This is a genomic window from Montanilutibacter psychrotolerans (genome assembly GCF_003719825.1).
Taxonomy (GTDB): domain Bacteria; phylum Pseudomonadota; class Gammaproteobacteria; order Xanthomonadales; family Xanthomonadaceae; genus Montanilutibacter; species Montanilutibacter psychrotolerans.
Window position 1 is genome coordinate 58,463 of record NZ_RIBS01000011.1, and the last position, 22,518, is coordinate 80,980.

A 22,518-nucleotide genomic window follows, 5' to 3' on the forward strand; every position below is an offset into this window, starting at 1 on the left:
GCAACTACCGCGAGGCGGCGCGATCCACGCGCCGCCGATTCGGAGTCAGTCCCGCATCGTCAGGCGGTCGCGGGCACCTTGATGCGGAACCACGCGGCGTACAGCGCGGGAAGGAACAGCAACGTCAACACGGTGGCCACCAGCAGGCCGCCCATGATCGACACCGCCATCGGTCCGAAGAACGCGCTGCGCGACAGCGGAATCATCGCCAGGATGGCCGCCAGCGCGGTCAGCACGATCGGCCGGAAGCGGCGCACCGTCGCCTCCACGATCGCCTTCCACGGTTCGGCACCCTCGCTGCGGTCCTGCTCGATCTGGTCGACCAGGATCACCGAGTTGCGCATGATCATGCCGGCCAGCGCGATCGTGCCCAGCAGCGCCACGAAGCCGAACGGCACCCGGAACACCAGCAGGAACAACACCACGCCGATCACGCCCAGCGGCGCGGTCAACAGCACCATCACGCTCCGCGAGAAACTGCGCAGCTGCAGCATCAGCAAGGTGAACACCACGAACAGGAACAGCGGCATGCCGGCCTTGATCGAGTCCTGCCCGCGCGCGGAATCCTCGACGCTGCCGCCGACATTCACCGTGTAGCCGTACGGCAACCCGGCGCGGATCGCATCGAGCGTCGGCGAGATTTCCGCCATCACCGAGGCCGGCTGCGTGCCGTCGTAGATGTCGGCGCGCACGGTCATCGTCGGCTTGCGGTCGCGGTGCCAGATGATGCCTTCCTCGAATCCGTATTCGAGCGTGGCGATCTGGTTCAACGGAATGCTGCGGCCGTTGGTGGTCGGCACCATCAGGCTGCCGAGCATGTCCAGCTGCGCGCGCTCCTGTTCGGGGCCGCGCAGCAGCACCTCGATCAGCTCATTGCCCTCGCGGTAGGTACTGGCGTGGTTGCCCGACAGCGAACCGGTCAGGAACGTCGCCAGCTGCGCCGAGCTGACGCCCAGCGCTCGTGCGCGTTCCTGGTCGACGCGCAGGCGCACGACCTTGTTGGGCTCGTCCCAATCCAGGTTGACGTTGGCGACGTGTCCGTTCTTGCGCACCGTCTCGCGCACCTGGTACGCCAGCTTGCGGACCTGGTCGATATGCTCGCCCGAGACGCGGAACTGGACCGGATAGCCCACCGGCGGGCCGTTCTCCAGGCGCGTCACGCGCATCTGCAACTCGGGGAATTGCGGAATCACCTCGTCGATGATCCAGCCGCGGATCGTCTCGCGCGCGTGGATGTCCTTGGGCATCAGCACGAACTGGGCGAAGTTGGCCGCGGGCAGCTGCTGGTCCAGCGGCAGGTAGAAGCGCGGCGAACCGGTGCCGACGTAGGACACGTAGTTGGCCAGGTCCTCGCGTTTGGCGAGGATTGCCTCCAGGCGTGCGACCTGTGCCGCGGTGGCCTTGAGCGAGCTGCCCTCGGCCAGCTCCACGTCGACCATCAGCTCTGGCCGCACCGAGTCGGGGAAGAACTGTTGCGGGACGAAACGGAACAGCGCCAGCGAGCCGATGAACGCGGCGGCGGTGATCGCGATCACCGTCTTGCGACGGCGCACGCACCAGGTCAGCCACGCACGGAAGCGCGTGTAGAACCGGCTGTCGTAGGGGTCGTGGTCCTTGCCGTCGTGCACCGCCGGGGCGATGAAGTCGGCCAGGCGCGGATTGCGGTCGGCCCAGCGCTGGCGGGTGGCGTGCCAGCGTGCCGCCAGCGAGCCGGGCTTGAGCGCGGCGGCGTGGCCGTGATCGGGCAGCAGCTTGTCGCCGAGGAACGGGATGAACATCACCGCCGCAACCCACGACACCAGCAGCGCGATCGTCACCACCTGGAACAGCGAGCGCGTGTACTCGCCGGTGCTGGAGGCGGCCGTGGCGATGGGCAGGAAGCCGGCGGCGGTGATCAGGGTGCCGGTCAGCATCGGGAACGCCGTGCTGTCCCAGGCGAACGCGGCCGCCTTGATGCGGCTGTAGCCCTGTTCCATCTTGATCGCCATCATCTCCACGGCAATGATCGCGTCGTCGACCAGCAGGCCGAGCGCCAGCACCAGCGCACCGAGCGAGATCTTGTGCAGTCCGACGCCGAAGAACTCCATGCCGGCAAACGTCATCGCCAGCACCAGCGGGATCGACAGCGCGACCACCAGGCCGGTCCGCCAACCCAGCGAGAAGAAGCTCACCAGCAACACGATCGCAACCGCCTCGGCCAGCACGCGCACGAACTCGCCCACCGATTCCTTCACCGCCGCGGGCTGGTCGGCGACCTTGCGCAGCTCCATGCCGGCCGGCAAGGTCTGTTGCAGCGCCGCGAATTCCTTCTCGAGCGTCTTGCCCAGCACCAGGATGTCGCCGCCTTCCTTCATCGCCACGCCGATGCCGATCGCGTCCTCGCCCATGAAGCGCATGCGCGGCGCCGGTGGATCGGAGAAGCCGCGCGTGACCTTGGCGACGTCGTCGAGGCGGAAGCTGCGGTCGCCGACACGGATCGGGAAAGCGCGGATCTCCTCGATCGAACGGAACTTGCCCTGCACGCGCAGCGCCACGCGGCTGCTGCTGGTTTCAAAGAAGCCGGCCGGGACCATCGCATTCTGGTGGTCGAGGGCGTCCTTGACCGCGGTCAGCGGCACGCCGAGCGTGGCCAGCTTGGTGTTGGACAGCTCGATCCAGATCTTCTCGTCCTGCGCGCCGAACAGCTCGATCTTGCCCACGTCCGGCACGCCCTGCAGCGACAGCTGCACACGATCGGCGTAGTCCTTGAGCACCGCGTAGTCGAAGCCCTTGCCGGTCAGCGCGTAGATGTTGCCGTAGGTATCGCCGAACTCGTCGTTGAAGAACGGACCGACCACGTCGTTGGGCAGCAGCGGTCGCAGGTCGCCGATCTTCTTGCGCACCTGGTACCACAGCGGGCCAATCTCGACCGAGTGCATCGAGTCGCGCGCGGCGAAGATCACCTGCGATTCGCCGGCCCGCGAGTACGAGCGCACGTACATGTACTCGCCCGTCTCCATGAGCTTCTTCTCGATCCGCTCGGTGACCTGTTGGGCGACCTCGTCGGCGGTGGCGCCCGGCCACAGCGTGCGTACCACCATCACCTTGAAGGTGAATTTCGGATCCTCGCTGCGGCCCAGGCGCAGGTACGAAAACGCACCGGCGATGGCCATCACCAGCATCGCGTAGACGACCAGGCTGCGGTGGCGCAATGCCCATTCGGAAAGGTTGAAGCGCATGTCGACGGCTCGCGGTGTCGTGGTCACTCAATCGAGGAAATGAGTGTGCCGGGATGAAGGGTGCGGGTGTTGCCGTTGGCCCCGCGTTGCAACGAGGGGCCGGGAAAGCGTTGCCGCGGGTATTGCCGGTGCGGCATCACGGTGCCGAACCGGTAGCGATGCTTCGCGCCCGCTTCCAGCTGCCTTCGCGCAGGACGTGCAGGCAGGGTGGTGGCGACGCGTCGGGCGGGTTGGGCCCCGACGTCAGGGCTTTCCCGAGGCCGGGGTAACGGGCTTGTTGTCGCGGTCGACCGGACTCACCTTCTGCCCGACGCGCAACAGGTGGCCGCCCGCGGCAACCACCCAATCATTGGCGGTAAGACCACCCTTCACCGGAACGCGCTCCTGGCCATACGGACCCAGTTCCACCGGTCGCAACGCGAGTGTCGAGGTGGCGATATCCACCACGAACACGGCCGGCTTGTCGCCGGCGGCGGCGCGCTGCACCGCTGCCAGCGGCACGCTGAGGCCGCCGTTGTCCGCGTGCGGCAAGTAGACGCGCGCGCTCTGGCCGAGTTCGAAGCTGCCTGCCGGCGCGTCGATCACGACGCGCGCGCCGTACGTCCGCGATGCGGGATCGGCCGCCGGGGAGATCTCCCGTACCCGCCCGGGGAAGCGCTGCTGGCTCGACCACGATTCCACCAGCACCGGCTGGCCGGGCTTGAGCGCGGCGACGGCATCCTCGGGAACGGCGAACGCGATCTCCCGGGCGCCGTCGGTGGCCAACGCGAACACCGCCTGCCCGGCACCGAGCACCTGGCCGGCCTCGGCGCTGCGCGATGCGATCACGCCATTGCTGGGAGCGCGCAACTGGGTGTACGCGGCCTGGTTGCGTGCGACCTCCAGGCTGGCGCGTGCGGCGTTGACCTGGCCCTGCGCGGCCGTCGCGGCGGCGTTCTGCGCATCGATCGTGGAACGACTGACCAGTTGGCCCTGGCCAAGTTTGGCGAAGCGCGCCTGGTCGGCGCGCGCGCGGGCAAGTTCGGCCTCGGCAGCGACCAGCTGCGCCTGCGCCGCGCGTGCCTGGGCCTGCAGGTCGCCCGGGTCGAGCACCGCCAACAGGTCACCGCGCCGGACGTGGTCGCCGACATCGACACGACGCTCGACCAGGTTGCCGCCGACGCGGAACGACAGCGGGCTTTCCTCGCGTGCGCGCACCTCGCCGGCAAATGCGCTGGCGGAGACGCCCCCCGCAACCGGATGCACCACCAGCACCGGACGGGCCGCCTCGTCGGTGGCCTTCCCGCCGCTGCATCCGGCCGCCACGACGGCGACCAGTGCGATCAGCAACGCGACGCGCGGGAGCGCACGCGGGCGGGCGGACGAGCGGCGTCCTGGTCGAAGCTGGCGGTGCATCGTAGGCAATCCCGGTTGAATTAATGAACCAGACAGTACTGTATAAATAACAAACTGGATAGTCTAGTATTCCAACATGACCACACCCCGCCCCCCCGTACCCGGCTCCGAGACCGCTGCCAAGCCAGCCGGGCCCGGTCGCCCGAAGGATCTGGGCAAGCGCGCGGCGATCCTCGACGCGGCCAAGACACTGTTCACCGGCAACGGGTTCGATGGCGTGAGCATGGACCAGATCGCCGCCGCCGCCGGTGTCTCCAAGCTCACTGTGTACAGCCATTTCGGCGACAAGGAGACGCTGTTCGTCGCCTCGGTGAAAGCCTATTGCGAGATGCAGTTGCCGTCGTCGCTGTTTGTCGGAGACCCCGAAACGCCACTGCGCGAATGCCTGATGGTGATCGGCCGTGCCTTCGTGTCGATGGTCAACAGCCCGGAAGCCGTGGCGGGCCACCGCATGCTGTGCACACCGCAGGCAGCCGCCTCGCCGCTGCCGCAGATGTTCTGGGAGGCCGGCCCGAAGCGCGTGCAGGACGAGTTTGCGGCATTTCTGCAGCGCCGCGCCGATGCCGGCGAGCTGGACCTGCCCGACACGGCCCTGGCCGGCTCGCAGTTCCTGTGCCTGCTCAAGGGCGAGATGCATGCGCGGCTGGTGTTCGGCTGCGGCCCCGAGTACGCGGCCGGCGGCGCATTCGATACGCAGGCGCATGTCGCGGCGACGGTCGAGATGTTCCTGCGCGCCTACGGACGACGCCCGGCGTGATGGGCGCGGCGCAGACCCGCGCTGCGACCGTGCCGCAGCGGCCCCGGGTGCGGGCCTTGATGGCTCAAGCCTTTGCCGCAACCGTCACGTTTTCGAAGGCCCTGGTTGCAGCCCCGGTTACGACAGTCCTGATTACTTCCGGCACTCAGTCCAGACGCCGCGCTGGTTGACCCTATGCGCCCCGGACCGCGTGCGGCCCCGGGGCTCCCCAAACGGTAGAATTCGCGCCTCCCGCGAACGATCACGAGTACCCCGCATGAGCACCATCGACTACACCAAGGCCCGCGAATTGATGGTTGAGCAGCAGATCCGGCCCTGGGATGTGCTGGAGCCGCGCGTGCTCGGCGTGCTGACGGCACTGCCGCGTGAGGCGTTCGTGCAGGTCGAGCACCAGACCCTGGCCTACACCGACGTGGCCCTGCCGCGCGCCGATGGCGGCTTGCTGCTCAAGCCGGTGGTCGAAGGCCGCGTGCTGCAGGCCGTCAATGTCCAGGCGACCGAAGACGTGCTGCTGGTTGGCAGCGGTGGCGGCTATCTGGCCGCCTGCCTGGGCCAACTGGCGCGTGAAGTGGTGGTGCTGGAGCCGCAGGCCGACGCCGTGGCCGGCATCCGCGACGCGCTCGCCGCGCAGCGCATCGGCAACGTCCGGGTTGAACACGCCGACCCGATGACCTGGGGCGATGGCCGCCGCTTCAACGCGGTCTGCGTGACCGGCGCGGTCGATGCCATCCCGGCGCATTTCCTGCAGTGGCTGCAGCCCGACGGTCGGATGTTCGTCGTGCGCGGCCGTTCGCCGGCGATGGAAGCGGTGCTGCTGCACAACGAAGTCAACGCTCCGCGCATCCAATCGTTGTTCGAAACCGACATCCCTTACCTCCCCGGTGCGGCTCCCGCACCGGCCTTCGATTTCTGAGCCGGCACACCCCACGCCAGGTCCGCATCACGCCGCGGGCCGCTCACCAATGACCGTCAAGGAAGCCGCATGATCCGTCGACCGCTGGTACTCGCCCTCGCCTTCGCCCTGCTGCCTGCCGCCGCGTCGGCGCAGGACCTGCTGCAGACCTACGAACTGGCACGCGGCGGCGATCCGCAGCTCTCGGCCGCCGAATCCAGCCGCCTGGCCATCCGCGAAGGCGCCGTGCAGGCCCGCGCCGCAATGCTGCCCCAGCTCAGCGCCGAAGCCACGGTGACGCGCAGCCACAACTCCGGACCGACCACCGGCGCGTTGGTGGATCCCGGCACCGGTCTGCCGCTCGAAGACGCCAACGGCGACATCATCCAGGTTGAAGGTGACGGCTCCAGCGACACCACGCGTCGCAGCCTGGGTGTCAGCGCACGCCAGATGATCTACGACCGCTCGCGCTTCACCCAGCTGCGCTCGCAGAAGGCCCTGAGCCAGGCCAGCGACTTCCAGCTGGAGGCCGCCGGCGACAACCTGATCACGCGCACCTCGTCGGCCTACTTCAACGTCCTGGTGCAGCTGGAAACGCTGGCTGCCGCGGAGGCCGCCGAGACCGCGCTGCAGAAGCAGTTCGACTTCGCCTCCAAGCGCCTGGAAGTCGGCCTGGCGCCGATCACCGACGTGCACGAAGCGCGCGCCCAGTTCGACAGCGCGCGGGCCAGCACCATCCTGGCCCGCAATGCGGTCGAGGACGCCTATCAGGCGCTGGCCGAGATCACCGGCCAGGACGCACGCAACCTCAAGGGCCTGCCGGCGGACTTCCAGCCGGCGCTGCCGGTCGCAATCGACTCCCAGCAGTGGGTGACCAGCGCGATCGACAACAACCCCTCGCTGAAGGCCAAGCAGCTGCAGGTCGAGTCGGCCGAAGCGGCCGTCGAGACCGCACGAGCCGGCCACTGGCCGACGCTGTACGCCAACGCGGGCTACGGCGACGACAAGACCTGGGGTGACACCAGCTTCCGAGGATTCAGCCGTCCCACCGAGGACGAGAGCCGTGGCGGCAACATCGGCATCACCTTGTCGGTGCCGCTGTTCTCCGGCGGCGCGGTGCAGTCCGGCGTGCGCCAGGCGCTGGCCCAGCGTGACATTGCCAACGACGAACTCGAACAGCAGAAGCGTGCACTGACCCGCAACACCCGCAACGCCTACCAGGCGCTGGTCGCCGGTGTCAGCGAAGTCGAAGCCCGCCGCCTGGCACTGGTCTCGGCCCAGGCCGCGTACGACGCCTCGCAGGTCGGTCTCGAAGTCGGCACCCGCACGGTGCTGGACGTGCTCAACAACCAGCGCAACCTGTTCACCGCGCAGCAGGCCTACGCGCAGGCGCGCTACAACTTCCTGCAGAACCGCCTGCTGCTGGAACAGGCTGCCGGCACGCTCGACGTCGAAGATGTGCAGGAGGTCAATCGCCTGCTGACGGCCGACACCGCCGCGCGCACCTCGAACTGATCCGCGCACCAACTGCCGAAAGAAGAAACATCAGGCGCGCGTCGGACTGTCCGGCGCGCGCCTTTTCTTTGATCCGACGCCGAGACCTGGCACGTCACGCGTGCCGCACGGTTCGCGCATGGCCCGCAGCTCACCAGGCGACTTCCCGCAACGCGTGGCTCAACGCGCCGGCGGCAACACCGGCTGCAGCAGCACTAGGGTCTGCGCCAGCGCGCCACGACCGGTCTCCACCAGCACCCGCCCCGCATCCACCATCGTCGCGCGGAGTTCGGGCTGCGAGAGCAGCTCGGCCAGCGCCGCGGCCACCGCGTCGACGTCCTGGCCGATCCGCAGCGCACCTGCCTGGTCCAGGCGTTGCGCGATCTCGACGAAGTTGTGCAGGTGCGGACCGGTGACGGTGGCCACGCCAGCCGCCGCCGGCTCCAACAGGTTGTGCCCGCCGACCGGCTGCAGACTGCCGCCGACGAAGGCGGCATCGGCGCAGGCGTAGAAGCTCAGCAGCTCGCCCAGTGTGTCGATCGCGAACACCGCGTCGCCCGGTTGCGGCCAGCGCGCGCGCGAACGCGTCGAGACCTGCCAGCCTGAGGCACGGGCGTGCTCGGCCACGATCCGGAAGCGTTCGGGGTGACGCGGCGCCCAAAGCAACAGCAAGTCGGGGAAACGCGCACGCAGGCGGCGATGGATCGAAATGATCGCTGCCTCCTCGTCTTCGTGCGTGCTTGCCGCGATCCACACCGGCCGCACGCCGGCATGACGGCGGAACTCGGCGGCAAACGACTCCAGCGAGTCGGGCACGGTGACGTCGAACTTCAGGTTTCCCACTTCGCGCACCTGGTCGCTGTCCGCCCCCAGCCGCACGAACCGCACCGCGTCGGCCAGCGATTGCGCGGCCACCGTGTGCACCGTGCGCAGCGCGCGCGCCACCAGCGGCGCGAGCACGCGATAACCCCGCAACGAGCGCTCGGAAAGCCGCGCGTTGAGGATGTAGGACGGCACCCCACGGTCGCGGCAGCCGAACAGCAGGTTCGGCCACAGTTCGGTTTCCATGATCAGCGCGGCGTGCGGCCGGTAGTGATCGAGAAAACGGCCGACCGCGCCGGGCAGGTCGTACGGCAGATAGACGTGCTCGATGGCGCCACCCCACAGCGCGCGCACGCGCTCGGATCCGGTCGGCGTGATGGTGGTCACCAGCAGGCGAATGTCCGGCCGGCCACGACGCAACGCGTTGATCAGCGGTACCGCCGCGTTGACCTCACCGACCGACACCGCGTGAAGCCACAGCACGCGCCCCTGCCCGGGCTCGCGATACAGCGCGTAACGCTCGGGCCAGCGCTGGAAATAGGCCTGCTGGCGAAAGCCACGCCAGATCAGGTGGTACAGCGTGATCGGCACCAACAGATAGAGCACGGCCGAGTACAGGCCGCGCAGGAGGCGCTCGATAAGGTCAATCCGCATCGCGGAAGGATAGCGAATGCGACGGGGAGTGCGTTGCGCGAGGCGCGCGCGGGCGAGCGAGATGACCGCGCGGAAGTTGGTTGCCGCCCGATGACGGCACCTGCGTTCGCGGTCGCCACCTTAGAATTGCCGCATGTCCGACGAATCCGCCTCCACCGGCGCCGCTGCCAGCCCGTACACCCCCGGTCCGCCGCCACGGGCGCCTCGCTACTGGCTGGGCTGGCTCGGGGTCGGGTGCGCGTGGCTGCTCGCTCGCCTGCCGTGGCCGTTGCAGCGTTGGCTCGGGCGCCGTGTCGGCGATGTGCTGCGGATCTGCCTGCGCGAGCGCCGCTTCGTCGCGGCGCGCAACCTTGCGCTGTGTTTCCCCGAACGCGACGCCGCGGCACAGGCGGCGCTGCTTCGCGACAGCTTCGCCGAGCTGGGCATCGGCCTGTTCGAGTTCGCGCGCGCGTGGTGGGGCGACGTCACGCCCATGCGTCGCGAGTTGCGCGTCGAAGGCCTGGAGCACCTCGACGCGGCGCGTGCCGATGGGCGCGGCGTCATCATCGTGTCGGGTCACTTCACCACGTTGGAGATCGCCGCGCGGCTGATGTGCGACCACGCGCCACTGGCCGGCATGTACCGCCCGCACGATCAGGGCGTGATGGAGTGGGCGGTAAAACGCGGCCGCCTGCGCTACGCCGCGGCGATGTTCACCCGCGAGGAATTGCGTCCGGCGCTCAAGCATCTCAAGCAGGGTGGGCTGCTGTGGTTCGCACCCGATCAGGACACCCGCCGCGGCGAGAGCGTGTTCGTGCCGTTCTTCGGTCTGCCGGCCTACAGCCTGACCTCGACCCACCAGCTGGCGCGGCTGTCCGGCGCGGCGGTGCTGGCTTTCGCGCACGAGCGCCGCGACGACGGTGGCTACACGCTGCGCCTGTCGCCGGCGTTCACCGATTTCCCGTCGAAGGACGCACGCACCGACACCGCACGCGTGATGGCCGCGATCGAAGCGATGGTTCGACACGTGCCCGCGCAGTACCTGTGGATCCATCGCCGCTTCAAGCGCCAGCCGGATGGACGCGGGGCGCTGTACCGCAAGGATCGGCCGCCGCCGGGCGAGTGACACGGTTGGGCGGGAGTGGCGTTGCGGTGCCATCACCGCACGACGTCGTCGACGGCTGCGGCGGGAACGGGCGCGACGGTAATGCGCGCCGACGTCGAATTCCGGACGGACGCGTTACGGGGTTTCCGCCGTCCTGGCGTACAGGTCCGCCTCGCCGGCCGGCCGCGTCTTGAAGCGGCGGTGCACCCACAGGTACTGCTCCGGATGGCGGCGGACCACGCGTTCGAGTTCGGCCATGTAACGCGCCGCATCGGCCACCGGATCGCCACTTGGCCACCCCGGCCATTGCGGCTCGACCCACAACCGATACCGGCCATCGGCCTCGCGCTGGAACCAGTACGGCAGCACCACCGCGTTGCCGCGTCGACCGATCTCGGCGGTGGCAGTCACGGTGGCCGCCTGCACGCCGAAGAAGGGCACGAAGGCGTTCTGGTAGTTGAAATCCTGGTCGCCGGCCCATGCCACCAGGCCGCCCTTGGAGAGCGTGCGCAACAGGCCGCGCATATCCTTCTTGGCGATCACGTCGGCGAACGCACGCCGCCGTGCGTCGTCGAGAAAGCGCTCGATGCAGACGTTGTTGTTGCGACGAGCGACGATGGCGATCGGCTCACCCAGCGCGTCGGAAAGCATCCGGCCACCCAGTTCAAGGTGCGGCGAGTGCCCGGTGACCAGCAGGACGCCACGGCCCTGCGCGATGGCCGCGCGCACGTGTTCCAGCCCTTCCACCTCGACCAGCCCCCGCAGCGACGCCGCCGGCGCGAACCAGCCACGCAACGATTCGAGCAGGCCGGTGACGTTGGCGCGCAGCGTCGCACGCAGCAGCTGCCGCTGCGCGCGTGGGTCCAGCTCGGGAAAACACAGCGCGATGTTGCGCGCCGCAATCCGGCGGCGACTGCGCAACAGCGGCGTGGCCAAGCCCGTCAACGCGCCGCCGAGCGCCAGCAGCAGCGGCTGCGGCAGACGCGCCACCAGCGCGGCCAGCCGATTTGCCGGCGCCACGAAACGGCACCGCGGCCGCCCGGCCTCAGCCATCACGCCTAGCGCTCCGCTTCGCCCTGCCCATCGCGCGCCAGCAGGCTGCCGGCGTACAGCGCTGCCAGCAGCAGGGTCAGGCCGCCCCAGAACGTCGAGTAGAACGCCAGGTGCGTGTTGAACGGGAACACCGTGACGGCCAGCGCCAGCATCGCCGGCCGGGCACGCTCGCGTGCGTCCGCATCGGCGAAGCGCCAGGCGCGCCAGGCCAGCGCAACGCCCGCCAGCCAGAGCAGCAGACCGAACAGGCCAGTCTCGCTGAGTATCTCGAGCACGATCTGGTGGGCATGGAACGCCGGCCCCTCGCCCCAGGCCGCGGCCTGGCCGGGGGCCTGGTCGCAGGCGGGAAAGGCCTCGCGGAAGCCACGCGCGCCGACGCCATTGATCGGATGCGTGCGCGCCATGCACAGTGCCGCGCCCCAGATCCGGCTGCGCCCGGACAGCGCGTTGTCGACGCCCTGTTCGCTTGCGGTCACGGCCTGCGCGGTGCGCTCGATGCGCTCGCGCACCTGCGGCGAAAACACCGTCAGCCCCCCCAGCATCACCGCGCCAAACGCGAACACCGCGGCCAGCTTCCGCCAGCCCAGCAGACGCCAGCCCGACACCGCCAGCACCAGGCCATAGGTGATCCACGAGGCACGCGAGCCGGCCAGCAGGATCACCACGCCCAGGGCGGCCGCGGCCACGAGCCAGCCGATCGCGCCGAATCGGCGTCCCGCGCTGTACAGCGCAAACGGCGACAGGCTGGCAATCACCAGGCCCAGCTTGAGGTTGCACGGCCCCAGCACGCCGCTGAGGCGATCGGCCGCTGCAGCTTCGGCCACGGTGCACATGCCGTGGCCGCTGATCGCCAGCTTGATGGTGTCGATGCCGAAGAACAGTGGACTGGTGCCGGCGATGGCCTGGATCAGCGCGTCCAGCGTCCACACGGCCAGGATCAACGCCAGGCCGCCGAACGTGATCCGGCGCCCGCGCGCGTTGGCCACCGCGGACGCCGCCAGCCACAGGAACGGCAGGTAGCGCAGGTCCTTGAACGACTCCTTGAAGGCGCGCGCCTGGTCGACGGCATCGAACGCCGATACCAGCTCGGGCAGCCAGTAGGCGAAGAACAGCACGCTGGTCAGTGCCCACGCGGGGCCACTGAGCAGTTCGCCGCCGCCACGGAAACGCGAGGCCAGCAGCTTGAAGATCGCCAGCAATGCGCCCAGCACCAGCACGCCCTCGGCATAGCCGGGCGCCGGCCACAGTGCGACGTAGCCCAGGATCCAGGCCGGTGCCCAGCGCCATCCGTGCACGGAGTCGGCGCTCGCGGGTGGGTCCTGGCGCCAGGCCGAGGGAAGGTCAGTCGGTGAGTTCGGCATAGACGGCAAGCGTGGCTTCCTGCATCGCGCGCAAGGTGTGGGGGATCGTAACGGGTGGTTGCGGCGGCCGCGCGATCAGCGCGCGCGCGCCAGCGTGCAGGGCGGCCTGGTCGAACGGCGCGACCGCCCCCTGCGGCTGCAGACCCTGCAGCAACTCGCCGACACCGCCGTGCGCCCAGCCCAGCACCGGGCGGCCCACCGACAGCGCCTCGAGCACGGTGCGGCCGAATGCTTCGGGCTTGCGCGAGAGCTGCAGCACCAGATCGCTGGCGGCGTAGGCGCGGGCGATCTGCGCGGTCGGCGCGGTGAACGCCAGCGCGTCGGCGATGCCCAGCGCGGCCGCTTGCGTTTCGAGCGACGCGATGTAGGCCTCGCGGCCGGGTTCGCGCGCACCGGGCAGCCACAGTCGGGCGTCGTCGCCGTCGGCGCGCAGCGCGGCCAGCAGCGTCAGCGCATCGGCGTGGCCCTTCAGACGCGTGCCGCGACCGGGCAGCAGCAGCAACGGCCCGTCGCCGGCCAGCGCCGGATGCTGCGTGGCGGCCCAGGCGCGTGCCTCGCGATCGGGATGCGACTCGCGCGGGAACTGCGCGGGGTCGATGCCGCGCGCGATGACCCGCAGCCGGCTTGGATCGGTGGCCGGGTAGTGTTCGAGCACGTAGCGCCGCACGGTGTCGGACACGCAGATCACGCGTTCGCCGCGGGTCATCACCGCGCTGTAGCGCGATGGCGAGTTCAGGCCGTGCACGGTGGTGACCAGCCGAGGGCGCGATGGCGCGCGCAGGCCGCGCAGCGCCAGCACGCCCAGCCATGCCGGCAGCCGCGAGCGCGCATGCACGATGTCGACTCGCTCGCGCACCAGCAGCGCACGCAGCGCCGGCACGTGGCGCAGCACCAGCAACGACTTGCGGCCGATGTCGAGATGGACGTGTTCGGCACCGATGGCGAGCAGCGCCGGCAGCAAGCGGCCACCGGCGGAAACGACAATCGCGCGATGACCCGCCTCGACCAGCGCGGCGGCGATCTCGAGCGTGGAGCGTTCGACGCCGCCGGACTCAAGCGCCGGCAGCAGCTGGACCACGGTCAGACGGCGCATGGTCGGCTCCGATGGGTCCGCGGCATGGAGGCCGGCAGGGTGCGCGATAGCGCGGTATGCGACTGCAAGGCCGGTCCTGGCCGCCCCGCGGGTGGCTCAGTCTTCCAGGACGAAGTGCGCGCCACAGTACGGGCACTGGCACTCGCGCTCGGCCTCGATCGGCAGGTAGACGCGCGGGTGCGAGTTCCACAGCGCCATCGACGGCAGCGGGCAGCTCAACGGCAGGTCCGCGCGGCTGACGGTGTAGCGCTGCTCGGCGTTGGCCTGGGTGGGACGGTCTTGGGCTGCGGTCATGGCGTCGGACTGGCGTAGCGGGGGCGGCAGTTTAGCAGCCGCGCCGGTGATGGCCGCCGAAAGCCCATCCCCCGATCCTTTGGCGCCTCGGGCATGGCGCCCCCCGCGACGGCGACGCCGCCGGCCCTGCCGGCGACGCCAACCGCTGCCCTCGGTTCAGACGGGCAGATCAGAGAGGCAGATCGAACAGCAGCACTTCGGCCGCGTCATCGCCGCGGCGCGTCACCGACAGGCTGCCGCCCTCTTCGGAATAGCCCAGCGCATCGCCGGCGACCAGCGCGCGCCCGTTGACCTCGACCTCACCCCGCACCACCTGGAGCCAGTAGCGGCGCCGGGTCGACAGGGCATGCTCGACCACCGCACCGGCCGCCGGCTGCAGCGTGTACATGCGGGCGTCCTGGCGAATCACCAGGCTGCCGTCGGCACCGTCGGGCGACGCCAGCTGGCGCCAGCCCGCGCCAGGCGGCAAGGCGCCGCGCTGGGCATAGGCCGGAGTGGCATTGACGCGATCGGGCTGGATCCAGATCTGCAGGAAGTGCACCGGCTCGCTGTCGGAGGCGTTGAACTCGCTGTGCTGCACACCGTGGCCCGCGCTCATCCACTGCAACTCACCGGCACGGATGACCCCACCACCGCCGGCGCTGTCCTTGTGCGAAAGCGCACCGGACAGCACGTAGCTGAGGATCTCCATGTTGGCGTGGCCGTGTTCGGCGAAGCCCGCGCCGGGATCGACGCGGTCTTCGTTGATCACCCGCAATGGGCCGAAGCCCATCCATTCCGGGTCGTAGTACTGCCCGAACGAGAACGTGTGGTGGCTGTCGAGCCAACCGGCCTTGACCCGTCCACGCTCGCTTGAGCGACGTTCGATGATCATCGTCTGACTTACTCGGCCTTGGGCACCATCGCTTCGGTGGTGATGCGGATGATCACCTCGTCGCTGACGTTGGGCGCGTACTTTCCGACGCCGAAATCGCTGCGCTTGATGGTGGTGGTGGCGTCGAAGCCGGCCGCCGCGCGCTTGGCCATCGCGTGCTCGCCGATCTTGTTGATCGTCACGTCCAGCACCACCGGCTTGGTCACGCCGTGCACGGTCAGGTCACCGGCAACCTTGAGCTTGCCTTCGCCGGCGGCTTCCACGGACGTGCTGGCGAAGGTGATCGTCGGGAACTTCTCGGCGTCGAAGAAATCGGCGCTGCGCAGGTGCTCGTCGAACGCCTCGACGTGCGAGTTCAGGCCCGCCAGCGGGATGGTCACCTTGACCGAAGACGCGGTGACGTTGTCGGCGTCGTGGACGATCACACCCTCGACCTGGCCGAAATGGGCCAGCGGATTGGAGAAGCCCAAGTGGCTCCAGCTGGCGGTGACGTCGGTGTGGTTCGGGTCGATGGTGTAGCTCAACGGCGCGGCGAACGCGCCAAGGCTGGTGGTGACAAGGGCGGCAGCGAGGGCGAGGCCGAGGAACGGACGCTTCAACATGCGGGAATCTCCAATGCGGGTGACGGCAGGACCGGCGCGGACACCGGATGGGTCTTACGGTAAGAGGCAGGCAAGGCGCGAAACGGTGGCACAGATACGGCATCGGGCGTTGCGGGCGCGTGCACCCGAATGGCCGACGGACGTCAGAGGATCTGGGACGCCTCGTCGAACGGCAACCGTGGCGAGCGGTCGAACAGCTTCGCGGTGTCGCCGTAGCCCAGGTTGACCAGGAAGTTCGACTTGATGCGGGTGCCGGCGAAGAACTCGGCGTCCACCATGGCGTTGTTGAAGCCGGACATCGGGCCGGTATCCAGGCCCAGCGCGCGCGCGGCCAGCAGCAGATAGGCGCCCTGCAGGCTGCCATTGCGCAGGCCGATCACGTCCAGGTCGGCCTCGGGCTTGGTGTCGAACCAGCTCTTGGCGTCGGTGTGCGGAAACAGGTAGGGCAGCTTCTCGTAGAACGCCAGGTCGTAGGCGACGATCACGGTGACCGGCGCGGCCATGGTCTTGTCGTGGTTTCCCGCGTCCAACGCGGGGCTCAGGCGCGCCTTGGCCTCCGGGGACTTCACGAACACGAACCGCGCCGCGCTCAGGTTGGCGCTGGTGGGCCCCCACTTCAGCAGGTCGTACAGCTGCCGCAGGGTCTCGTCGCTGACCTCGCCACCGAGCTCGTTGTGGGTACGGGCGGTGCGGAACAGCTGGTCGAGCGAGGCTTGCGGCAGGCTTGCGTGCATGGGATCTCCAACGGAATACGCCGCAACGAAACCGCGGCCGGGGTCGAAAGTGTAGAGTCTTGCGCGCTGAGCAACAGAAGCCACCTTCGAAACGGATTATCCGCACCCGTGCAACAACGAGCCGCACGGCCGCCCCGCGCCGCCACCTGGACACTGAGCGACGGCCACGCAGGCAATGTCCGCCAGGCCGAAGCCCTTGCTGCCGCCCTCGGCCGACCCGCCCGGTCCTGGCATCTGGACGCGGCCGTGCCCTGGCGCTGGTTTGCGCCGCGCCATCTTCCCCGCAGCGCGCACGCCTGGGGCCGCGACTTCGCCACGGCAATGGCCACGCCACCGGCCCTGGCGATCGGCTGCGGCCGGCAGGCGGCACTGGCCACGCGCCTGCTGCGCGGCCGGGCCGGCGCCGTGGTGCAGATCCTCGACCCGCGCCTGGACCCGCGCCACTGGGACCTCGTGGTAGCCCCCGAACACGACGGCCTGCGCGGCGACAACGTCATCACCCTGCTGGGAAGCCTCAACCCGGTCGATGACCTCTGGCTGGCCGCCGCGCGCTCGGTGTTTGCCGCCTTCGCGCGCCTGCCTCGCCCGCGGACCGCCCTGTTGCTGGGGGGGCCGAGTTCGCACGCGCGTTTCGACGAAGCGCAGATGGAAGCGCTGTGCGCGCAGGTCGCCGCGCTGACCGCGCGCGATGGCGGCAGCGTGCTGGCCACCACCTCGCGACGCACCCCGCCGGGCGTGCGCCGAGCGTTGCGCTGGCGGCTGGCCAACCTGTCCGGCCATGTCTGGACCGATCCGGCCGACGGCAGCAACCCCTACCCCGGCGTCCTCGGCTGGGCCGACCGCATCGTCTGCACCGCCGACTCGGTCAACATGCTGTCGGAGGCCTGCGCGACCCGCGTGCCGGTCTATGTGGCCGGGGCCGATCGGCTGAACGGCCGTCCGCGGCGCTTCGTCGACGCCCTGCTCGGCACCGGTCGGCTACGGCACTTCGACACGATCGACGACGCCCCGACCAGCGAACCGGCCCAGTCGCCCCTGCGCGAAACCGCGCGGGTCGCCGAGCACGTGGCGACCCGCCTGGGGTTGTAGGCGGCAAAGCGATGGGCAGGGGCTCGGCGTTGCATAGCGCCGAGCGAGGGGCTCGTCGCCCGAAGCCGCCTTGCGGGCATTTCAGGCGTTGGCGCCCGACGCGCCGGGGAAGTCCAACCCGTGCGCGCGCGGCATCGTGAATCGCGGTGCGGGCGGCGTCGATGTCGGCGTCGGGAGGCGCGCGTCGTGCGCGGCGATCGAGTACGCAATCGAGCCCTCGCGCCAGCACCGCGACATCGCCGCTGGCGGTCGGCCCGGTCAGAAACCCATCACTGGCGACGATCCGATTCAAGCATGCGGCGCTTGCCATTGGTGGTGATGAAGCGTCGGAATTGCGGTGAATGCCATCCAGGCCTTATCGCACTCGCACATCGCGCGCTCGATCGCTAGGCTTCGAGCGATTCACGCGGCCACGTGCTGGACCACGTTCGTCGACCCCAGAATTCTCCATTCCAAACGCCCACTCGTTCCAGGTGGGCGTTTCCTGTTTTTCGATGATACGAGACGGAGCAAAACCGATGTTGAAGCATGTCGCCCTGTTGTTTTGCCTGATCCCTGGGGCTGCACTCGCGCAGGCGCCCGAGCAGTGGGTTCTGACAACCGATCTGTGGGGCAACCCCGCTTATCGAACACTCACGCTGAAGCAGGATGGTGAAAGGCTCACCGGCGACATTGACGGCGACCAGATCACTGGACATCGCAAAGGCGCCGTCATCGAGTTCCAGGACACCGATTCGAGTAATGCGATCTACTCGTTCGCAGGCACGATCGACGGCGAGCGCATCAGCGGAATCGCCGACTTCCCGGACACCAACAATCCGGCCGCGCGTGCCAAGCACTCCTTTTCAGCCCGCCGGATCCCCGATCGTCCTGCCGGGCCGCCGCGCCGCCACGAGTTTGCACCGGAGGACTATTCCAACGAATTCAGCCCACACCGTTCGCCGGTACTCACGATCTGGCCTGGAGACACGGTGCACACCAAGACCATCGATTCGGGCGGGGTGGACGAAAACGGCATCACGCGCGCCTTGTTCGGCAATCCCCAGACCGGACCCTTCTTTATCGCCACCGCCTCGCCTGGCGACACACTCGTCGTGCGAATCAATCGCCTGCGCCTGAATCGAGACTATGCCGACAGCCTGGACACGATCGTCGGCCGCGCGCTGGGTTCCAGCCTTGCCGCCGATGCGGGTGACCTGGGCAAGCCGGTGCGTTGGAAGCTGGATCGAGCGCGAGGCCTGGCCAGTCTTGAAGCGCCGACCGACCGATTGAAAGGATTTGCCGTACCGGTCCGCCCAATGCTGGGCGGACTGGCTGTCGCACCGGGCTTCGGCTCCGCCCCCATTTCCACCGGCGATACGGGGAGATTTGGCGGCAACATGGATTTCAAAGAAGTGGTGGAAGGCAACATCGTCTACCTCCCCGTCCAACAGCCCGGCGCCCTGCTGTATCTGGGCGACGCCCATGCCCTGCAAGGCGATGGCGAAACGTCTCAGTACGCGCTGGAAACCTCGATGGATGTCGAGTTCACGGTCGAGGTACTCAAGGGCAAGTCGATCGCAATGCCGCGGGTTGAATCACCGACCCAGATCATGGCTCTTGGCCAGGCGGGCTCGTTGGATGATGCGCTGCGCTCGGCGACGACGGGACTGGTTCAATGGTTGCAGCAGGACTACGGATTCACGCTTTCCGAATGCGCGGTCATCCTCGGTAGCGCGGCGCACTACACCGTCCCCAATCTCGCGGGGCGAAGTGTCGGAGTGGCCGCAAAGCTCGACAAGTCGTTGCTCCGCCAGGGCCCCACGGCAACAGGTGCTGCCGCTTCGGCAGAGGCGCTCTGACAATTCAACCTGGAGCCGCTGCGCCGGCGGGCAGGATTCAGGCGTTGGGGCCGGGCGCGCCCGGGAAGTCCAACCCGTGGACGCGCGTGGCATCGCGGATCGCAGCGCGGGCGGCGTCGATGTCGGCATCGGCGGGCACGCGACGTGCGCGGCGATCGAGCGTGCAGTCGAGCCCTCGCGCCAGCAACACCGCGTGCGCGGCCTGCAATCCCGCTGCGGTGACCGCGTCGAATACGCCAACCCGACGCGCGACATCGATCAGGCCCGGCGTATTGCGTGGCACCAGCAGCGCCGGCTGCGCGGCCGCCTGCTCCAGCACCACCGCCTGCAACAGGAACTCCAGGTCGACCAGCCCGCCCTCGCCCTGCTTGAGGTCGAACACCGCCGCGTCGCTGCGATCGAGTTCGGCGCGCATGCGCCGACGCATCGCCACGATGTCCTCGCGCAGCTTCACCGGCTCGCGGGCCCGCGCAAGGGTCTCGGCACGAACCGCTTCGAAATCGGCACACAGGCTGTCGTCGCCCGCGACGCTACGCGCGCGCACCAGCGCCTGGTGCTCCCAGGTCCAGGCGCGCTCGCGCTGGTAGTCGGCAAAGCTGGCCAGGCTGGACACCAGCAATCCCTTGGCGCCGTCCGGGCGCAGACGCACGTCGACGTCGAACAGGCGTCCGGCCGCCGTCACCGCGCCGAGCAGCGCCACCACCTTCTGCCCCAATCGCGCGAACCAACGTTGCGCGTCCAGCGAGCGGGCGCCGTCGGAGTGCGCATCGGCATCGGCGGTGTAGAGGAACACCAGATCGAGGTCGGAACCGAAACCGAGCTCCTCGCCGCCAAGGCTGCCGTAACCCAGCACCGCAAACCGCGCCCCCGGCACGTGGCCGTGCCCCTGCGCGACTTCGACCTGCGCCAGCTGCAACACGCGCGCGACCACGCCATCGCCCAGCCAGGCGAGCTGGCGCGCGCTCTCGGCAGCGAACTGTCGTCCGTCGCGTTGTGCCATGGCGATGCGAAAGCTCAATGCCTGGCGCACCTCGTTGAGCGCCTGCAGTGTCGCTTCGGTGTCATCGTCGCCGGACACCTGCGCACAGGCCGCCAGCAGCGCCTCGCGCCCGGGTAGCGGGCCGACGACGCGCGCATCCAGCAGTTCGTCCAGCAACACCGGATGCGAGGCCAGGCGCTCGGCCAGCAACGCGCTGCTGCTGACGACTTCAACCAGGCGCGCAAGCGCTACGGGTTGTTCGTCGAGCAGGGCCAGGTAGGCGCTGCGGCGCAACACGTTGTGCAGCAGCGCCAGCAGACGGCGCAGCGCGAGCATCGGCTGGCTCGACGCCACGGCACCCTGCAGCAGCGCCGGCAGCACGCGATCCAGGCGCGCGCGGGCGCTGTCGGAAAGGCCGCGCACGCCGGGGCTGCGTGCCAGGTCGCGCAGCATGGTGTCGGCGTTGCCCGCTTCGACGAAGCCGGCATCCAGCAGCGCGTCGGCATCACCGGCCTCCGGCAGTGCGCGCCAGTACGACGACAACGCATCGGGCGCGGCGCTGCCACGTCGCGGCGCCAGCAGTGCGTTGAACTCTTCGGTGACCAGCGCGCGTTGCGCGTCCAGCGCCTCGCGCAAGGCATTCCAGCTGGCGTAGTCGAGCGCGCGGGCGATGCGTCCACGCGTGCTGTCGTCACTCGGCAAGGCATGCGTCTGCGCATCGCGCAGCATCTGCAGACGGTTCTCGAGCCGCCGCAGGAAACGGTAGGCGTAGGCAAGCGCATCGCCCGCCTCGACGCTCACCTGGTTTCCCGCGACCAGCGCACGCAGCGCCGGCAGCAGGCGGCGGCCACGCAGCTCGACCTCGCGTCCGCCTCGGATCAATTGCAGCGCCTGCACCAGGAACTCGATTTCGCGAATGCCGCCTGGGCCACGCTTGATGTCGTCGGCCAGTTCCTTGCGCGCGACCTCCGCGCTGATCGCGGCCTTCATCGCGCGCAACCCGTCGAGCGCGCCGTAGTCCAGGTACCGCCGGTACACGAACGGCCGCAAGGTCTCCAGGAAGCGCTCGCCCGCGGCGATGTCGCCCGCCACCGGACGCGCCTTCTGCCAGGCGTAGCGTTCCCAGTCGCGCCCTTCGCGCTGGAAGTACTGCTCCATGGCCGTGAACGACCAGGCCACGCGACCGGCGTTGCCGTACGGACGCAGGCGCAGGTCGACGCGATGGCTGAAGCCGTCGGCGGTGAGTTCGTCCAGCAGCTTGGCCAGCTGCTGGCCCAGGCGGGTGAAGTACCCCTCGGCATCGAGGACGCGCGCGCCGGGCCAACCGTCGATGTCGGATTCACCGTCGCACTCGAAGGCGTAGACCAGGTCGATGTCGGAACTGAAATTGAGCTCCTCGCCACCCAGCTTGCCCAACCCGAACACCACCAGTCGCTGCACGCCGCCATCGCGGTTGCGCAGCACGCCGTGGCGTTTGCTGAACTGGGCTTCCAGCGCGTCCAGCGCCACCTGCATGCAAATCTCGGCCAGGCGCGTGCTGGCAGCCAGGGTGGCGTCGACGTCGTCCAGGCCAAGCACGTCGCGCCAGACCATTCGCGTCGACTCGGCAGCGCGGTAGCGGCGCAGCAGCTGCGGCCAATCGGCGCTGTTGTCGGCATGCAGCACGGGCGGCGGCGCGGCGCCGCAGCCGGCGTCCTCGAGCATCGCGATCAATCGATCGGGCTGGCGCACCAGGGTGTCAACGGCAAAGTCACTGGCGAGGGCCAGTCGCCGCAGGCGCGCTTCGTTGCCGGCATCGAGCAGGCCGATCGCGGCGTCCGGCAGCACGGCACGCAGGCGTTGCAGCGCACGCGTGAGCAGAGGGGCGTCGCGGTCGTCCGCGTCACTCGGATCGAAGGTCATGCGCGAATGATGGCATGCGCTCCATCCGGCGCATTACGCCTTCGGCTAATGCGCCCTACCCGGGACCTCCTGCGGCGCCATCGTCCGCGGGCGACGCACACGTTGCGTAGGGCGCAATAACCGAAGGGCATTGCGCCGTATGTGTTCACGTCGCGGTTGATTTTCATCGCGTGTCCCATCCGGCGCATTACGCCTTCGGCTAATGCACCCTACCCGGGACCTCCTGCGGCGCCATCGTCGGTGCGCGGCGCGCACGTTGCGTAGATACCGTCTTGGCCGTCAACTGCCGGGCAAGTAGTTTGGATCGAACGGCCGGCCGGATTTCACCACGCCAAAGATCAGGTGCAACAGCTTGCGCATGGCGGCGCCGATCTGCTGCA

The 22,518-nt window shown here is 69.1% G+C and carries 17 protein-coding genes; 6 read left to right on the top strand and 11 right to left on the bottom strand.

The window, feature by feature from the left end:
- Window positions 1-59: 59 nt before the first annotated feature.
- Entirely contained in the window at window positions 60-3,218 is a 3,159-nt protein-coding gene (locus tag EER27_RS15970) for an efflux RND transporter permease subunit (protein WP_123089139.1), read from the bottom strand.
- Window positions 3,219-3,461: 243 nt separating this feature from the next.
- Window positions 3,462-4,613, bottom strand: a complete 1,152-nt coding sequence (locus EER27_RS15975; RefSeq protein ID WP_123089140.1) for an efflux RND transporter periplasmic adaptor subunit — start codon at window positions 4,611-4,613, stop codon at window positions 3,462-3,464.
- Window positions 4,614-4,689: 76 nt separating this feature from the next.
- On the opposite strand from EER27_RS15975, the gene EER27_RS15980 reads away from it, so the two are divergent.
- The 3 genes from EER27_RS15980 to EER27_RS15990 all read left to right on the top strand — a co-directional run bounded on the left by EER27_RS15980 (window position 4,690) and on the right by EER27_RS15990 (window position 7,777).
- Entirely contained in the window at window positions 4,690-5,370 is a 681-nt protein-coding gene (locus EER27_RS15980) for a TetR/AcrR family transcriptional regulator (RefSeq protein ID WP_123089141.1), read from the top strand.
- 256 nt (window positions 5,371-5,626) lie between these two features.
- Complete coding sequence (locus EER27_RS15985) at window positions 5,627-6,283, top strand: protein-L-isoaspartate O-methyltransferase family protein (protein WP_123089142.1); 657 nt, start codon at window positions 5,627-5,629, stop codon at window positions 6,281-6,283.
- A gap of 69 nt (window positions 6,284-6,352) precedes the next feature.
- Complete coding sequence (locus EER27_RS15990) at window positions 6,353-7,777, top strand: TolC family outer membrane protein (protein ID WP_123089143.1); 1,425 nt, start codon at window positions 6,353-6,355, stop codon at window positions 7,775-7,777.
- A gap of 159 nt (window positions 7,778-7,936) precedes the next feature.
- Here EER27_RS15990 and waaA read toward each other — a convergent pair whose 3' ends face one another.
- A complete protein-coding gene (waaA, locus tag EER27_RS15995; protein ID WP_123089144.1) occupies window positions 7,937-9,232 on the bottom strand; it encodes a lipid IV(A) 3-deoxy-D-manno-octulosonic acid transferase in 1,296 nt (431 codons plus the stop codon).
- Between the two features lie 133 nt (window positions 9,233-9,365).
- Here waaA and lpxL point away from each other — a divergent pair, with 133 nt between their 5' ends.
- Window positions 9,366-10,337: an LpxL/LpxP family Kdo(2)-lipid IV(A) lauroyl/palmitoleoyl acyltransferase gene (gene lpxL, locus EER27_RS16000; protein ID WP_123089145.1), complete on the top strand. Its 972-nt coding sequence runs from the start codon at window positions 9,366-9,368 to the stop codon at window positions 10,335-10,337.
- A 114-nt stretch (window positions 10,338-10,451) separates the two neighbouring features.
- Here the strand turns inward: lpxL and EER27_RS16005 are convergent, their stop codons facing one another.
- From EER27_RS16005 to EER27_RS16035, 7 genes are all read right to left on the bottom strand, one after another.
- On the bottom strand, window positions 10,452-11,336 hold the full coding sequence (locus EER27_RS16005; RefSeq protein WP_190285841.1) for a lysophospholipid acyltransferase family protein: 885 nt from the start codon (window positions 11,334-11,336) through the stop codon (window positions 10,452-10,454).
- A 38-nt stretch (window positions 11,337-11,374) separates the two neighbouring features.
- Complete coding sequence (locus EER27_RS16010) at window positions 11,375-12,730, bottom strand: O-antigen ligase family protein (RefSeq protein ID WP_123089147.1); 1,356 nt, start codon at window positions 12,728-12,730, stop codon at window positions 11,375-11,377.
- The gene (locus EER27_RS16015; RefSeq protein WP_123089148.1) at window positions 12,711-13,823 is read right to left on the bottom strand and encodes a glycosyltransferase; all 1,113 of its coding nucleotides are present in this window, start codon (window positions 13,821-13,823) and stop codon (window positions 12,711-12,713) included. Before EER27_RS16015 ends, EER27_RS16010 begins: the two co-directional genes overlap by 20 nt.
- A gap of 96 nt (window positions 13,824-13,919) precedes the next feature.
- Window positions 13,920-14,117, bottom strand: a complete 198-nt coding sequence (locus EER27_RS16020) for a zinc-finger domain-containing protein (RefSeq protein ID WP_123089149.1) — start codon at window positions 14,115-14,117, stop codon at window positions 13,920-13,922.
- A 169-nt stretch (window positions 14,118-14,286) separates the two neighbouring features.
- Complete coding sequence (locus EER27_RS16025; RefSeq protein ID WP_123089150.1) at window positions 14,287-14,991, bottom strand: pirin family protein; 705 nt, start codon at window positions 14,989-14,991, stop codon at window positions 14,287-14,289.
- An 8-nt stretch (window positions 14,992-14,999) separates the two neighbouring features.
- Window positions 15,000-15,593: a YceI family protein gene (locus tag EER27_RS16030; RefSeq protein ID WP_123089151.1), complete on the bottom strand. Its 594-nt coding sequence runs from the start codon at window positions 15,591-15,593 to the stop codon at window positions 15,000-15,002.
- Window positions 15,594-15,736: 143 nt separating this feature from the next.
- Complete coding sequence (locus EER27_RS16035) at window positions 15,737-16,327, bottom strand: malonic semialdehyde reductase (RefSeq protein ID WP_123089152.1); 591 nt, start codon at window positions 16,325-16,327, stop codon at window positions 15,737-15,739.
- Window positions 16,328-16,435: 108 nt separating this feature from the next.
- Between EER27_RS16035 and EER27_RS16040 the strand changes: the two genes are divergently transcribed.
- Window positions 16,436-17,416 (top strand): mitochondrial fission ELM1 family protein, encoded by a 981-nt coding sequence (locus tag EER27_RS16040; RefSeq protein WP_123089153.1) that lies wholly within the window; start codon window positions 16,436-16,438, stop codon window positions 17,414-17,416.
- A gap of 518 nt (window positions 17,417-17,934) precedes the next feature.
- Window positions 17,935-19,257, top strand: a complete 1,323-nt coding sequence (locus EER27_RS16045) for an acetamidase/formamidase family protein (protein ID WP_123089154.1) — start codon at window positions 17,935-17,937, stop codon at window positions 19,255-19,257.
- 37 nt (window positions 19,258-19,294) lie between these two features.
- Here EER27_RS16045 and glnE read toward each other — a convergent pair whose 3' ends face one another.
- On the bottom strand, window positions 19,295-22,138 hold the full coding sequence (glnE, locus tag EER27_RS16050; protein WP_123089155.1) for a bifunctional [glutamate--ammonia ligase]-adenylyl-L-tyrosine phosphorylase/[glutamate--ammonia-ligase] adenylyltransferase: 2,844 nt from the start codon (window positions 22,136-22,138) through the stop codon (window positions 19,295-19,297).
- Between the last annotated feature and the right edge of the window lie 380 nt (window positions 22,139-22,518).